Origin of the sequence: Endobacterium cereale (assembly GCF_009617585.1) — a bacterium.
Classification (GTDB): domain Bacteria; phylum Pseudomonadota; class Alphaproteobacteria; order Rhizobiales; family Rhizobiaceae; genus Neorhizobium; species Neorhizobium cereale.
Window position 1 is genome coordinate 62,902 of the sequence record NZ_WIXI01000050.1, and the last position, 14,433, is coordinate 77,334.

14 protein-coding genes are annotated in these 14,433 nt (G+C 59.3%); 6 read left to right on the forward strand and 8 right to left on the reverse strand.

Going from position 1 to position 14,433, the window contains the following annotated elements:
- Positions 1-4 precede the first annotated feature (4 nt).
- Entirely contained in the window at positions 5-1,018 is a 1,014-nt protein-coding gene (locus GAO09_RS23835) for a LacI family DNA-binding transcriptional regulator (RefSeq protein ID WP_153358454.1), read from the reverse strand.
- 130 nt (positions 1,019-1,148) lie between these two features.
- Here GAO09_RS23835 and GAO09_RS23840 point away from each other — a divergent pair, with 130 nt between their 5' ends.
- The 6 genes from GAO09_RS23840 to GAO09_RS23865 all read left to right on the forward strand — a co-directional run bounded on the left by GAO09_RS23840 (position 1,149) and on the right by GAO09_RS23865 (position 7,331).
- Complete coding sequence (locus GAO09_RS23840; RefSeq protein WP_324185457.1) at positions 1,149-2,183, forward strand: Gfo/Idh/MocA family protein; 1,035 nt, start codon at positions 1,149-1,151, stop codon at positions 2,181-2,183.
- Positions 2,184-2,194: 11 nt separating this feature from the next.
- Complete coding sequence (locus GAO09_RS23845) at positions 2,195-3,100, forward strand: sugar phosphate isomerase/epimerase family protein (protein ID WP_153358456.1); 906 nt, start codon at positions 2,195-2,197, stop codon at positions 3,098-3,100.
- A gap of 79 nt (positions 3,101-3,179) precedes the next feature.
- Entirely contained in the window at positions 3,180-4,412 is a 1,233-nt protein-coding gene (locus tag GAO09_RS23850; protein WP_153358458.1) for an ABC transporter substrate-binding protein, read from the forward strand.
- Between the two features lie 116 nt (positions 4,413-4,528).
- Positions 4,529-5,431 carry a carbohydrate ABC transporter permease gene (locus tag GAO09_RS23855; protein ID WP_153358460.1) on the forward strand — a complete coding sequence of 301 codons (903 nt, stop codon included), beginning with the start codon at positions 4,529-4,531 and terminating at the stop codon, positions 5,429-5,431.
- Positions 5,428-6,255, forward strand: a complete 828-nt coding sequence (locus GAO09_RS23860; RefSeq protein WP_153358462.1) for a carbohydrate ABC transporter permease — start codon at positions 5,428-5,430, stop codon at positions 6,253-6,255. The genes GAO09_RS23855 and GAO09_RS23860 overlap by 4 nt, the downstream gene beginning before the upstream one ends.
- Positions 6,252-7,331, forward strand: coding sequence for an ABC transporter ATP-binding protein (locus GAO09_RS23865; protein WP_153358464.1), 1,080 nt, complete (start codon positions 6,252-6,254; stop codon positions 7,329-7,331). Before GAO09_RS23860 ends, GAO09_RS23865 begins: the two co-directional genes overlap by 4 nt.
- A 116-nt stretch (positions 7,332-7,447) precedes the next feature.
- Here the strand turns inward: GAO09_RS23865 and GAO09_RS23870 are convergent, their stop codons facing one another.
- The 7 genes from GAO09_RS23870 to GAO09_RS23900 form a co-directional block, all read right to left on the reverse strand.
- Complete coding sequence (locus GAO09_RS23870) at positions 7,448-8,206, reverse strand: glucosamine-6-phosphate deaminase (protein ID WP_153358466.1); 759 nt, start codon at positions 8,204-8,206, stop codon at positions 7,448-7,450.
- A 65-nt stretch (positions 8,207-8,271) separates the two neighbouring features.
- Complete coding sequence (locus GAO09_RS23875; RefSeq protein WP_153358468.1) at positions 8,272-9,252, reverse strand: mannonate dehydratase; 981 nt, start codon at positions 9,250-9,252, stop codon at positions 8,272-8,274.
- A 60-nt stretch (positions 9,253-9,312) separates the two neighbouring features.
- Entirely contained in the window at positions 9,313-10,050 is a 738-nt protein-coding gene (locus GAO09_RS23880; RefSeq protein ID WP_153358470.1) for an ABC transporter ATP-binding protein, read from the reverse strand.
- Positions 10,047-10,895, reverse strand: coding sequence for an ABC transporter ATP-binding protein (locus GAO09_RS23885; RefSeq protein ID WP_153358472.1), 849 nt, complete (start codon positions 10,893-10,895; stop codon positions 10,047-10,049). Before GAO09_RS23885 ends, GAO09_RS23880 begins: the two co-directional genes overlap by 4 nt.
- Positions 10,882-11,778: an ABC transporter permease gene (locus tag GAO09_RS23890; protein WP_153358474.1), complete on the reverse strand. Its 897-nt coding sequence runs from the start codon at positions 11,776-11,778 to the stop codon at positions 10,882-10,884. The genes GAO09_RS23885 and GAO09_RS23890 overlap by 14 nt, the downstream gene beginning before the upstream one ends.
- Complete coding sequence (locus GAO09_RS23895; protein ID WP_153358476.1) at positions 11,775-12,803, reverse strand: ABC transporter permease; 1,029 nt, start codon at positions 12,801-12,803, stop codon at positions 11,775-11,777. Before GAO09_RS23895 ends, GAO09_RS23890 begins: the two co-directional genes overlap by 4 nt.
- Positions 12,804-12,818: 15 nt before the next feature.
- Positions 12,819-14,420: an ABC transporter substrate-binding protein gene (locus GAO09_RS23900; RefSeq protein ID WP_153358478.1), complete on the reverse strand. Its 1,602-nt coding sequence runs from the start codon at positions 14,418-14,420 to the stop codon at positions 12,819-12,821.
- Positions 14,421-14,433: the final 13 nt, after the last annotated feature.

The following is a 14,433-nucleotide window of genomic DNA, read 5'->3' on the forward strand; positions in this document are numbered from 1 at the left end:
GCAATCAACCGCTGGCTCCTTCGATCAGCATCATTGGCCACACTCGGCGACGTAGGCCCTCGTACGCTTGACGATAGGCCGGCATTTCGGACAGCAACGTCTCTGCCAGCGCTATTCCGAGATCGTGCAGCGAAAGGTTGAAACCTGTCAGTGTCGGCGACAGGAATTGCGTATGCGGGCTGTGGCGTCCAACGATGGCAATGTCTTTTCCGGGGGTAATGCCTGCCTCTTCCAGTCCCTTGTAGAGCCCGGTCACCAATGTCTCGTTGACGAGTGCTATCGCCGATGGCCGCGACGGTCGTGCCGCGATCTCCTTGGCAACCGCATAACCGCCAGCTTCGCTGGGCTTTCCTCGAAAAATGTTTTCTTCACGCAAGCGGATTCCGTGTGTGCCGAGAACGCTGCGGCAACGCTCGACGAAGAGATGACCGAGATTGAGATCGCCATGCGGCCAGATAACGCCGATGTCCTTATGTCCTGCGAGGACAAGCCGTTCCATCGCAATTTCGGCCATGCCCTCGAAATCGAGATCGATCCACGGCTGACCAACGTCCGTCAGGCTGCGGCCCAGTGAAATGAAGGGAATCTTGTGCCGGTCGAGCAATTCGAAGCGGGCATCGTTGCGACGCGTGGCGGACAGGATGATCGCGTCGGCAAAGCCGCGCGCCACGGTGCGCTGCAGATAGGCATCCGGGTCTTCCGATGACGAGCAGAGAAGGGCGACGAGATCGAGATCGTGCCGAGCAAGTACGGTCTGCACGCCGTCGAACACGCTCATAAAAAACGAGTCGCCCTGACCGGTAATCTCCGGCCCGGTCTGCATCATGAAGCCGATCACGCCAGTCGATCCCTTGCGCAGCGAACGGCCGGACTGATTGGCGACATAACCAAGCTTTTCAGCGGCTTCCAGCACACGCTGGCGTGTCTGCGGATTGACGTCCGCCTTGCCGTTCAGGGCGCGTGACACGGTGCCGATCGATATGTCGAGATGGTCGGCCAGTTGCCGTATGCCTTTCATGCGAATATCCGTCTTTCATCATCCTCTTGAGAACCAGTATTGACAAAATACCGGACATGTCCATAGTTTCCGTAAACGTTTACGGTCGTTGCAGGAGGTGCAACCCGCAAACGTCTTTGGGAGGTTTATCGTGACATACAGCGTCGTTTTGTGTGGGTGCGGAGCTATGGCCAAGGGCTGGCTCCGAGCGGTTCAATCCACACCGGATTTGAGAGATACGCTCAACATCGTCGGCCTTGTCGACCTGAATGAAGATGTCGCACAGGCGCTGGCTGCGGAGTTCGGCCTTGCCGATGTGGTCATCGGCTCGGACCTGCAAAAAGTGCTGGATGACACCGGCGCAGATATCGTTTTCGACGTCGTCATTCCGGCTGCGCGCCACGCGGTGGTGACAACGGCTTTGGCGCATGGCTGCCACGTGCTCAGCGAAAAACCCATGGCCAATTCCATGGAAGAAGCGGCGGATCTTCTGAGCGCCGCCGCATCGGCCCAAAAAATCCATTCCGTCGTTCAGAACCGCCGGTTCATTTCCGGTGTTCGCCGCATGCGTCGACTGGTGGAAAGCGGTGCGATTGGCGACATCACGGCGATCCATTGCGATTTCTTCATCGGCCCGCATTTCGGCGGGTTTCGCGAGAAGATGGACAATGTCCTGCTGCTCGACATGGCGATCCACACATTCGATGCCGCCCGTTATGTCTCTGGCAAGACGCCGCTTTCCGTCTATTGCCTCGAAACCAATCCATCGGGCTCGTGGTATGCGCATGGAGCCTCTGCCAATGCCGTCTTCCGGTTCTCCGATGATGTGGTCTTCACCTATCGCGGCTCCTGGTGTGCGGAAGGCGAGCGCACCAGCTGGGAAAGCGCGTGGCGCATCGTCGGCACGAAAGGCATGCTGACCTGGGATGGTGAGGACGGCTTCAAGGCCGCCGTCGCGGGCAGCGACGATGGCCTGTTGCGCGGGTTTGCGCCCGTCGAGGTGCCGCCGCCATCGCGGGAGGAAGAAACCCACGGCCACGCCAGCGTCATCGCCGATTTCCTCGGGGCCATTCGCACGGGACGGCCGGCGGAAACTGCCGGGGAAGACAATATCCGAAGCCTCGCCATGGTTTTTGGCGCCATTGAGAGCGCTCGTTCCGGGCGCAGTGTCGAGCTTGCAGCATAGGGAAGAGAGTGATGAGCATAACCAACAGCAATGCCATTCGCGTCGGCACCATGGTCAGCGCCACGAAGGGGCAAGCGGCCGAGCGCATCGCGCAGATCGCCGACATGGGTTTTGAAAGTTTCGAGCCGTTCTTCTGGCAGACGACCAATGGTCAGGATATCGCCGAACTCGGCAAACGCTGCGTCGAGGCGATCGGTGACCGGGATATCACCATCTCCACACTCGGCATGTTCGGCAATCCGCTTGAGGGCACCGATATCGACCTTCAGACCCTGCAGGGCTGGAAGGATTGCATCGACAACGCCCATCATTTTGGCGCCACCTGCGTGGCCGGCTTCACCGGCCGCATCCGCAACAAGCCGCTGCCGGAGAGCCTGCCGCGCTACAAGGAAATTTTCGGAGAACTTGCCAAGCGCGCCGCAGACAAGGGTGTGAAGATCGCCTTCGAGAATTGCGCCATGGATGGCAACTGGCAGACCGGCGACTGGAATATCGCCCACAATCCCGATGCGTGGGAGCTGATCTTCAACGAGACGCCGGATGACAATATCGGGCTGGAATGGGAACCCTGCCACCAGATGGTCTATCTGATCGACCCGCTGCCGCAGATCCGCAAATGGGCGCACAAGATCTTTCACGTGCACGGCAAGGATGCCACCATCCGCTGGGATGTGATCCGCGAACACGGCATTTTTGGAAAACACCCGTTCGTGTTCATGCGCACGCCCGGTTTCGGCGACAGCAACTGGACGGATATCATTTCGGAACTGCGGCTCGCCGGCTGGTCTGGCTCCATCGATATCGAAGGCTGGCATGATCCGGTCTATCGCGATGCACTGGAAATGACCGGTCAGGTCCATGCGCTCAATCACCTGAAGCAGGCACGCGGCGGCAATTTCGTCGTCGACCCGGTGTAAGGAGAAAATGCGCGCCGATCGCATGAGGAGGTTTGCGGTCGGCCACATGAGGTGAGGATAACCTAAAAGGAGGAGAACCATGGGTATCCGCAGGAATTCGATTGCCATTGCACTGGCTTTGACATGTGCCTCGCTGGTCAGCTTTCAGGCGAAAGCCGAGGACGTGAAGCTCACCCTCTGGTCGCTGGATCGCGATATCCAGCCGGCGCCCAACCTGATCAAGGAATTCAACGCGCAGAAAAACGGTATCCAGATCGAGTACCGTCAGATCCAGTTCGATGACGTGGTGAGCGAGGCGATGCGCGCCTATTCGACCGGCAAGGCGCCCGATATCATCGCCATCGATAACCCGAACCATGCGATGTTCGCATCGCGCAAGGCGTTTCTCGACCTGACCGCCATGATCAAGACGTCGACGGTCATCAAGCCGGAAAACTATTTTCCGGGGCCGCTGAAATCGGCCACATGGGGCGAAAAATATTACGGCGTGCCGAAGGCGACCAACACGATCGCGCTCTATTACAACAAGGACCTGTTCAAGGCCGCAGGCCTTGATCCGAACAAGCCGCCGCAGACCTGGGACGAACTGGTCGAAACGGCGCGAAAACTCAACGATCCGTCGAAAAACGTCTACGGCATCGCATTCTGTGCCAAGGCTAATGAGGAGGGCACCTTTCAGTTCCTTCCCTGGGCGCAGATGGGCGGCTCCACCTACAAGACGATCAATGGCGAAGGGGCTGTGCGCGCGCTCTCCGTCTGGAAACAGTTGATGGACGACAAACTGACCTCGCCGGACACGCTGACCCGCAGCCAGTGGGATTCGACCGCGACCTTCAATGCCGGCAATGCCGCCATGGTCATTTCCGGTCCATGGGAAATCGACCGCATGCTGACGGACGCCAAGTTCGAATGGGGTACGGCACTTCTGCCGGTTCCGCAGGAAGGCGCGCAGCGTTCCTCGGCCATGGGTGATTACAACTGGGCGATCTTCTCCAACTCGAAACATCCGGAAGAGGCGTTCAAGGCGCTTGAATTCTTCGCCTCCAAGGATGCCACCATGTACAAGGATTTTGGCCAGCTTCCGGCACGCGCCGATCTGCCTGTCCCGCCCACCGGCAATGCCGTGAAGGATGCGGCTCTCGCAACTTTCCTCGAGCAGATGAAATATGCCCAGCCGCGTGGTCCGTCTCCCGAATGGCCAAAGATCTCCAAGGCCATTCAGGATGCCATCCAGGCGGCGCTGACCGGCCAGATGGAGCCGAAGGCAGCGCTCGATCAGGCGGCTGCAAAGATCAAGTCGATCGAAGGGTAAGGTACCCTTGGCCCGCCGCCATCACGGTCGCGGGTCAAAACTCCTGTTTCCTCCCGGACGGTTCTGCCCGGCACGCCAATGTGCCGGGTGGTTCCGAGCGATGACATGAGGTTTTGATGAGACGGATATTTGCAAGCGTCAGGGATGGCCGTGGGTTCGACATCGTGCTTGTCGGCGTGCCCTTCGCATTCCTGTTCGCGCTGGCCGGGCTGCCGCTGATCTACAATATCCTGATGAGCTTTCAGGAGGTGGACATGTTCAGCCTCGGCAGCTTCATCCGGCCTTTTGTCGGCATCGACAATTACGTGGCGCTGTTCAAGCAGCCGGAAACATGGCCGATCCTGACCAATACGCTGATCTTCGTTGTCGGCTCGATCGGCGGACAATTCCTGATCGGCTTCGGTCTCGCCCTGTTTTTCTGGACGAATTTTCCGGGTGCAAGCTGGTTGCGCGGGCTCTTTCTCGTGTCCTGGGTGATGCCCGGCCTTGTCGTCGGCGCAATCTGGAACTGGATCCTGTCCGGCGATTTCGGTGTCCTGAATTTCTTCCTGCGCGAAAGCGGGCTGATCACGGCCAACATCTTCTGGCGTTCGGACCCGAGTTTTTCGCTCTGGGCGGTCGTCATCGCCAATGTCTGGCTCGGCACATCCTTCAACATGATCCTGCTGTCGGTCGGCCTGTCCGACATTCCCGGCGATCTTTACGAGGCGGCGGACATGGATGGTGCCAATGCCTGGCAGCGCTTCTGGACAATCACGCTCCCGATGATGCGCTCGACCATCGGCGCCATCATCGCGCTCGGCCTGATTTTCACACTGCAGCAATTCGATCTGTTCGCGGCCATCACCGATGGCGGGCCGAACAATTCCTCCAATGTCGCGCAATACTGGGCGTGGGATCTGTCCTTCCGCCAGTATGATTTCGGCAGGGGTGCCACGATCTCCGTCATCATGACCGTGTTCGTGATGTTCGCCGCCGCCGTTTATGTGCGCTCCACACGTCATGAGGTGCGCGGATGAGCGAGACCGCCCGCAATCGTCTGATGCTCGCGATCGCGCTCATCATGGCAGCTATCTACCTGTTCCCGCTCTACTGGATGTATGTCACGTCCCTGAAGAGCGGTTCGGAAATGTTCGCCAACCCGCCAAGCTTTTGGCCGTCTTCGGCACAGTGGCAGACGTTTGCCTTTGTCTGGGAAAGCCGGAACATGAGCCGTTATCTGTGGAATTCGACGGTCATCGCCTTCGGTTCCGTGGCCCTGATCGCGGTGCTCGGCACCGGTTGCGCTTATGTTCTGGCGCGCTACCGCAATGTCTGGGTCGATGTCGGGCTTTTCCTGATCCTCATGCTGCAGGTCCTGCCGGCATCCTTGATGGTGACACCTATTTTCGTCGGTTTCACCCAGGTCGGCCTTCTCGATTATCCGCGGCTCGCGGTCATTCTGGCGATAGCCGCCAAAAGCATGCCCTTCTTTATGGTTCTGGTTCGCGCCACCTTTATGGCCGTGCCGATGGAACTGGAAGAGGCGGCACTGGTCGATGGCAATTCGCGTGTCGGTGCATTTTTCAACATCGTCCTGCCGCTTGCCCGCAACGGCATCCTCGTCAGCGCCATCCTCATCTTCATGCAGGCTTTTGGCGAGTTCGTCTATTCGAAGTCGATGATCCAGGATGTCAGCCTGCAGCCGGCAAGCGTCGGCCTCAATTCCTTCATGGGGCCGAACACCAGCGAATGGAACAACATCATGGCCTACGCCACGATGTACGTGACCCCCATCCTTGCGATCTTCGTGCTTCTGCAGCGGCGCATCGTCTCCGGCCTCACATCGGGAGCCCTCAAATGACCCAGCAAATCGAACTCTCCGGCGTCAACAAATATTACGGCGCCTATCACGCGCTGAGGGATATCAACCTCTCCATTCCGAAAGGGGCCTTCGTCGCGCTGGTCGGGCCTTCCGGTTGCGGGAAGTCGACGCTTCTGCGCTCGCTCGCGGGGCTTGAAACCATTTCGAGCGGCGATCTGGTGATCGCCGGCGAGCGAATGAACGACATGCCGCCACGCAAGCGGGATCTTGCCATGGTGTTTCAGTCCTATGCGCTCTATCCGCATATGACGGTGGAGCAGAACCTCACCTACAGCCTGCGCATCAAGGGCGTGAAAAAGGCGGAGGCGAAGAAGGCGGCGGACGAGGTGGCGGCGATCACCGGCCTTTCCGATCTGCTCCACCGTTATCCGCGAGAACTCTCCGGCGGCCAGCGACAGCGCGTGGCCATGAGCCGGGCGATCATCCGCCATCCGAAAGCGTTCCTGTTCGATGAGCCGCTGTCCAATCTCGATGCGGCATTGCGTGTCCACATGCGCAAGGAAATCCGGGCGCTGCATGACCGGTTGGGCGCGACATCGGTTTATGTCACGCATGATCAGGTCGAGGCCATGACGATGGCCGACCATGTGGTGATCATGCGCAGCGGCGTCATCGAACAGCAGGGTCGTCCTCTCGATCTCTACGACCGACCGGCCAATCGTTTTGTTGCGGGTTTCATCGGCTCGCCGGCGATGAACTTCATTCCCGGCAAGGTGACCCGAAATGGTCGGGAAATTGTTCTGGATCTGCCGGGTTCGCACAGTCTTGCCATCGACTTGGATCTGCCACCGGATCATGCGGTGCTAGTCGGCATTCGGCCGGAACATGTGAGGATCGCAACGCAAGGAGAACGCGGATTCGATGTGCCGATCGCAGCAGTAGAATTCACCGGTGCTTCGACCTTTGTGACCACGGATACCATGCCCGAGATTGTATTCGTTCTGAATGAGCGATCATCGTTGAAAATCGGTGAGACGATAAGACTAACGTTCGCGCCCGAAAATGTGCATGTATTCGATGCTAAGACAGAACAACGACTGGGCCTCAAGGATTGATCGGGAAACTTTCTTGCCGTCGGCGCGGAAAGGGCACGCTGGAAGCGTGCCATGGTATGGATCTGACGGATGGCTGAACCAGAGCGCCGGTTCGTTCGCGTTGCAACCGGGTGACGTCAGAGCAGATTGGCGGCCGCCTCATCCAGTATCCAATGGACATTGCCGTGACCAGCAAGATGTGAAGCCGGGCACGTATCATCCGGGGCCTCCCGCAGGCTTCGATACACGGATTCGGCTTTGGCCTGGCCGGTGGCCAGGATCACGATTTCACGGGCATCGAGAATGTCGGCGATCCCCATGGTGATGGCGTGTCTCGGCACCTGGTCAAGTTCGATCAGCGTTGGCCGGTTGGCAGCCTGCGTCTCTTCCGACAATTCGACGACGCGAACACGGCTCATCGATGATGACCCCGGCTCGTTGAAACCGATATGTCCGTTTGTGCCGATGCCCAGCAGTTGCAGGTCGACAGTATGCTGCACGAGCAGTCGGGCATATCGGTCGGCTTCTGCCTTCTCATCCGCGGCGGCGCCATCGATCAGATTGATCTTGTGCTGATCGAAACCGGCCTTGTCGAACAGTTCTCTGTGCATGTAGGCGGCAAAAGAATCCGCATGCGAGCATGTAAGACCGCAATATTCATCGAGATTGAATGTCGTGGCATGTGCAAAGGATATTTCACCATTGGCCACCGCATCGATAAGCTTGGCATAAACACGCCGTGGCGTCTGGCCTGTCGCAAGGCCCAGCACTGCAGCAGGTTTGGCGCGAACCCTCGACAGGATTTTATCGGCAACAGCCGCGCTTGCAGCTTCCGCGTTGGGCAGAATTGTAACGTTAAAAGTGCGATCGGAGGCGTTCCGAGGATGATGATCCATCAGATTGAAACCTTAAAACATGGAATTGAAAATGCGGCCAGCGCATCCACTGGCCGCTCAGGACATCAGATGTGACCCTTGTCCATCGCTTCGAGAAGGGCGGCGATATAGCCGTAGCAGAACGAGAAGGCTACGCCGACCGGGTCGCGGCCGGCAATCGTCGGCACGTGATCGGGCATGATCATGTATTTGTAGCCGACTTCCTTGTAGATCTTCAGCGAGCGGATCATGTCCATGTCGCCTTCGTCCGGGAAAGTTTCCATGAAGGAAAGCTTGCCGCCGCGAATGTTGCGGTAGTGGACGTTGAAGATTTTTTCACGGCTACCGAACCAGCGGATGATGTCGTCGATTTCCTCGCGCGGATTGTCCAGCATTTCGCCGATAGAACCCTGGCAGAAGTTAAGGCCGTGATACGGATTTTCGCGCATCTGCACGAATTTCTTCAGTCCCTCCACGGTGCCGAGAACGCGGGTGACGCCCTTGTAGCCCGGCGGCGTGTAGGGGTCGTGCGGGTGGCAGGCGAGGCGGACCTTGTTGCTTTCCGCAACCGGCACGACGCGTTCGAGGAAATAGTCGATGCGCTCCCAGTTCTCGTCTTCGGACAGAACGCCGGCAAGACCCGGTGCTGCCTCATGGTCGGCCTTGTCCCAACGCCATGCCTCGTTGAGCGAACCGCCGCGACCGCGCTCCATTTCGGTGCGCGGAATACCGATGATGTTGAGATTATATTTCGCCGCCGGAATGCCGGCCCTGCCGATATTCTCAATCATCGTGCAGACGGCGTCGATCTGGCGATCGCGATCGGGGCCGCCGAGCAGGATATCCTGATAGGGCGTCTCTTCGATCGGCCGTGACGACATCGGCAGCTGGATCATGTCCAGCGTCAGGCCAAAACTTTCGACCTTCTCGCGCTGGCGAAGAATATCGTCGAAGGTCCAGCTTGCCGGCTTGCCCGGCGGGTCGGCGCAGACATTTTTGATGCCGAGTTGCGCCCAGACGCGAAACTCGTCGTCGTCGCGGGCATCCACCTGTGTTCCGAGATACATATTGGCCTCGTCATGTTTATCGCTGTGAATGAAAGCGGCTCCGCCGGAGCCACTGATTTTTCAGATTGCGCTCGCCTCGAACAGCATGCGCGAATAATCGTCGTGGGTGCGGCCCTCGTAGAGGTCGTCTTTGGTCAATTCGTCGACGAAAACGCCGCCTTTCATGACCAGAACACGGTCGCACATATGGGCGATGACACCCAGATCGTGGCTGACGAGCACGTAGGTCAGGTTGCGGCTTTCCTTGAGATCCGCCAGAAGATTGAGCACCTCCGCCTGAACCGAAACGTCGAGCGCCGAGGTCGGCTCGTCGAGTAGGATGATTTCGGGTTCCAGCATCAAGGCACGGGCAATCGCCACACGCTGGCGCTGACCGCCGGACAGCTGGTGCGGGAAACGATCGGCAAAAGCGGTCGGCAGACCGACCTGTTCCAGTGCGGGCGCCACCTTGTCCCAGCCCTTGCCGCGATCCATGGCGCGGATCGGTTCAGCCAGGACCCGGCTGATCCGGTGGCGGGGATGGATGGAGCCGTAAGGATCCTGAAACACCATCTGCGTCAGCAGCATCTGTTCGCGGGTGCGGTCCTTGTCGACATCGGTGCCGGCGAGATTGATTTTTCCCGTCCAGTGACGGTCGAGGCCGGCGAGCGAGCGCAGAACCGTCGACTTGCCGCAACCGGATTCGCCGACGATGCCGAGCGTTTCACCCTTGGCAACAGAGAAGGACACGCCTTTCACGACCTGCTTGGCGGACGTGCCGCTTCCGAAGGAAACGGAAAGATCCTGAACGTCGATCATGGTCGTGCCTCCACCGCATCGATGGCGTTTCTGTCGAGGGTTTTGAGACGCCGCACCGGTGCCTTCAGGTCCGGCATGGCGGCGATCAGACCGCGCGTATAGGGATGCTGTGCCTCTTCGAGAGTAGTCAGTGTTTCCACGACGCGGCCCTTGTACATGACCATGATGCGCTCGCAGAAGGCGGCGACCATGCGGATGTCATGGCTGATCAGCATCAGGCCAGCATTGTTTTCGCGCACCAGTTCATCGAGCAGTTTCAGCACATCACCGCGAACAGATACGTCGAGCGCCGAGGTCGGTTCGTCGGCGATGACCATGCGCGGTTTTGCCAAAAGCATCATGGCGATCATCACACGCTGGCCCATGCCGCCGGAAATCTGGTGCGGATAGAGCTTCATGGTGCGTTCGATATCGGTGATACGCACGCGTTCCAGCATGGTCGCGGCCATCTTGTAGGCTTCGGTCTTGCCGACCTTGAGGTGCAGGATCGCCGCTTCCGCCACCTGTTTGCCGATCGGCAGGACAGGGTTCAGCGAATAACGCGGATCTTGCATGATCAGCGCCATGCGGTTGCCGCGCAGCGAACGCATCTGTTTTTCCCTGGCGGCAAGCAGCGGCATGCCGTCAAAGGTCAATGTGTCAGCGGTGACCCGGCCGATCGGTGGCAACAACCGCATGACGGCACGGCCGAGCGTCGATTTGCCCGAGCCGCTTTCGCCGACGATGCCGAGACGTTCGGCCTTCAGGTCGAAGCTGACGCCATCGACGGCGGGTTTCGCGTAGCGGCCAAAATGCACCGACAGGTTTTTGACCGAAAGAATGGTGTCTTGATCAGGAGCGTGCATGGCGGGGATCCAGAAGGTCGCGCAGCGTATCGCCGACAAGGTTGAAGGCAAGGCTGGTGATCAGGATGGCGAGGCCCGGCATGACCGCCACCCACCAGTGATCCAGCATGAACTTGCGTCCGCTCGAAATCATCGCACCCCATTCCGGTGCCGGCGGCTGGGCACCAAGGCCGAGGAAGCCGAGCGAGGCCGCCGTCAGGATGATACCGGCCATGTTGAGCGTCAGGCGCACGACAACGGAGGGAATGCACATCGGCGCGATGTAAAGGAAGAGCAGGCGCATCGGCGAGGCGCCGTAAAGTCGAGCCGCCGCAACGTAGTCGGTGTTGCGCACGATCAGTGCTTCGGCACGGGCGAGGCGGGCAATCGCCGGCCAGCTGGTCAGCGAGATCGCGATGACGGCCGTGCCGAGACCAGCCCCCAGTGCCGCCGCAAAGGCAAGCGCCAGGATCAGCGACGGAAAGGACAGGACGATATCGGTGAAACGCATCAGGATCGCATCTGTGCGTCCGCCAACGAAGCCGGACACGACGCCGACGATCAGCCCGATCGGGCCGACGATCAGGGTTACCGACATGATGGTCGAGATGGTGATGCGTGCGCCGTAGACCAGGCGTGAAAAGATGTCACGACCGAATTCGTCAGTGCCTGCCAGATGCGAGAGGCTCGGGGGCAGGAAGGCGGCCTGCAAATTCTGCACGGCCGGATCGTATGGTGCGATCAGAGGCGCGAAAAGTGCCAACACCAGCAGTACGAAAAGAACGAAGAAACCACAAAGGCCAACGGGTTCGCGTGACAGCTTTTCCCAAATAGGTGCAAGCGCCGAAAGGATGGCTGAACGCGGCCGGGTGACCGGTTCGGAAGAGGGAATTTGCGCGCTCATTGCGTCACCTCGCGGGTGCGCGGATCAAGAACCAGATAGGCAAGATCCGAGATGAAGTTCAAGGCCATGAAGATGGCGCCGATGATAAGAGTGCCGGCGAGGATGGCGTTCATGTCGCCGATCATCAAAGCATTGGTCATGTATTGCCCGATACCCGGCCAGGAGAAGACGATTTCGGTAACCACGGCGCCTTCAAGCAATGTGCCGTAGGAGATGGCAAGGACAGTAACCAGCTGTACCGCGATGTTCGGCAGAAGGTGGCCGACAACGATCCGGCCGCTGGATGCGCCCTTGGCGCGGGCAGCCGTCACATAGTCCTGGTTCAGCTGCTCCAGCGTAAAACTGCGGGTCATGCGCGTGATGTAGGCCATCGCCGAATAGGCAAGGATGCAGGCCGGCAGGATGATGTGGTGGACGGCGTTCCAGAAGGTTTCCGTGTCACCGACCAGCAGGCTGTCTACCAGAAGCAGGCCGGTCTGTGGCTCGATGAGGCCGTCGAGATAGGTATCGACACGACCCGGTCCACCCACCCAGGCAAGGCCCGCGTAAAAGATGACGAGGCCGACGACGCCGAACCAGAAGACCGGGATGGAATGCCCGACCAGCGAAATGACGCGGGCGACCTGGTCGATCCAGGTGTCTCGGTAGAAAGCCGCGACCATGCCGAGCGGCACGCCGATGACCGTCGAGATGATCACGGCAAGCGTTGCCAGTTCCAGCGTGGCCGGAAAGGCCTGCGCCAGATCCTTGGTGACCGGATTGCCGGTCAGGATCGCCGTGCCGAGGTCGCCCTGCAGCAGTGATGTCAGGTAGATCCAGAACTGCTGGTAAATCGGCAGATCGAGACCGAGCTTCTGCCGCATCGCTTCGAATGCGGCAGGGTCCGCCAGCTCACCGACGATCGCCCCGACCGGATCGGTCGGGAGAACCCGGCCGATCACGAAGGTCACGACAAGCAGGGCAAACAGGCTGACAACCAGCTGTCCGAGCCGCCGTGTGAGTTCTAAAAGGGAAAATTCCTTCATGATCGGCCGTCTCGCTTACTTCGCGTCCGTCTTCGTTACGTTCTCCAGTCGGTTCAACGACCAGAGGTTCGTGGCATAGCCCTGAACGCCGGCATTGAGAACGATCGGCGTGAAGGATTCGAACATCGGCAGAACCGCAGGCTTCTGGGCGATGAACATTTCCTGCAGCTGCTTGATCATCTCGGCGCGCTTGGCTTCGTCACGCTCGCTGTTGGCCTTGTTGCGCAGGTCGTTCAGCTCCGGAATGTCCCAGCCCGAACGCCAGACGAAATTGCCGGCATTCTTGGCTTCCAGACGATTGTCCGGGTTGGTGACGAAATCGTTCATCGCGCCCAGTGCATTCGGCATGATGGCGGTTGCCTGCGGCAGCAGCAGATCGAAATCGCGGGCACGGTGCGAGGCGACGATATCGGCGCCATTGCCCTGCTTGATCTCGACCTTGATACCGATCTGGGCAAGATTTGCCTGAAGGGCGGTAGCGATATCAACGCGCGGTGCCTGTGCGATCGTCTTCAGCGTCAGCGAGAAACCATCCGGGTAACCGGCCTTGGCCAGCATTTCCTTGGCCTTTTCCGGCTGCAGCGAATAGTCGGGGTTGGCAATCGCGCCCTTCCAGTCTTCCGGCACCGGAACGTTGCGCTGGCGGCCGTAAGGGCCGAGAATGGTGTCGGCGATGCCCTTGTAATCGATGCCGTAGGCGATCGCTTCACGCACTTCCGGCTTCGACAGCGGCTCCTTGCCGGCATTCATGGCGAGAACGAAAAAACCGCCGATCTTGATCTGCTCGATCTTGAACTTCGTGTTGGTCATGAAGGATTTGACGTCGGGCGCGCTCAGAGCATTGGCGATGTCGATATCGCCGCGTTCCAGCATCAGGCGGGCGGTCTGGCTTTCCGGCACATGGCGCATGATGACGCGCGTCATTGTCGGTGCCTTGCCCCAATAGGCCTTGTTGGCTTCGAGAATGACGGTTTCGTTCGGAACCCAGCGGCGCAGCACGAACGGGCCGGAGCCGGCGGTGTTGGTGCGCAGCCATTCGTTGCCGTAATCGTTGTTGGCAACGTGTTTCTGCACCTCGACGCTGTCGACCACGCTCGAAACGCCCATGGCGAGGCGGTAGATCAGGTCCTCGGCGATAACGCGGTCGGTCAGTTCGATGCGGAAGGTTTTTTCGTCAACGGCCTTAGCCAGCGTCTCGATGTTGTCGGCGGTGTAGCCGGCGCTTTTCAGATACTGCGAGGCAGACTGATTGAGCTTCAGGAGACGGGTCAGCGAAAAGACGACATCATTGGCCGTAACCGGATTGCCTGAAGCAAATTTTGCATCGCGCAGATGGAAGGTGACGCCCTTCTCATCAACTTCCCAACGCTCGGCCAGCTGCGGCTTGACGGTATTGCCATCGGCATCGTCGGAATAGACCAGACGATCGTAGGTCGCCGCCAGAATTTCCTGCGTTTTTGCTTCCGTGCCCTGCTGCGGATCGACCGACAGGACCTGTGCCAGCGAAGTGCCGATCACCAGCTGGTTTTTCGGCGTTTCGGCCATGGCGGCCGGTGCCGTGGAAAGCGCGATGGCGAAGGCGACGCCGGTCAGCAGCTTCGAGCTGAAATGTTGCATGAAATTCCCTCCG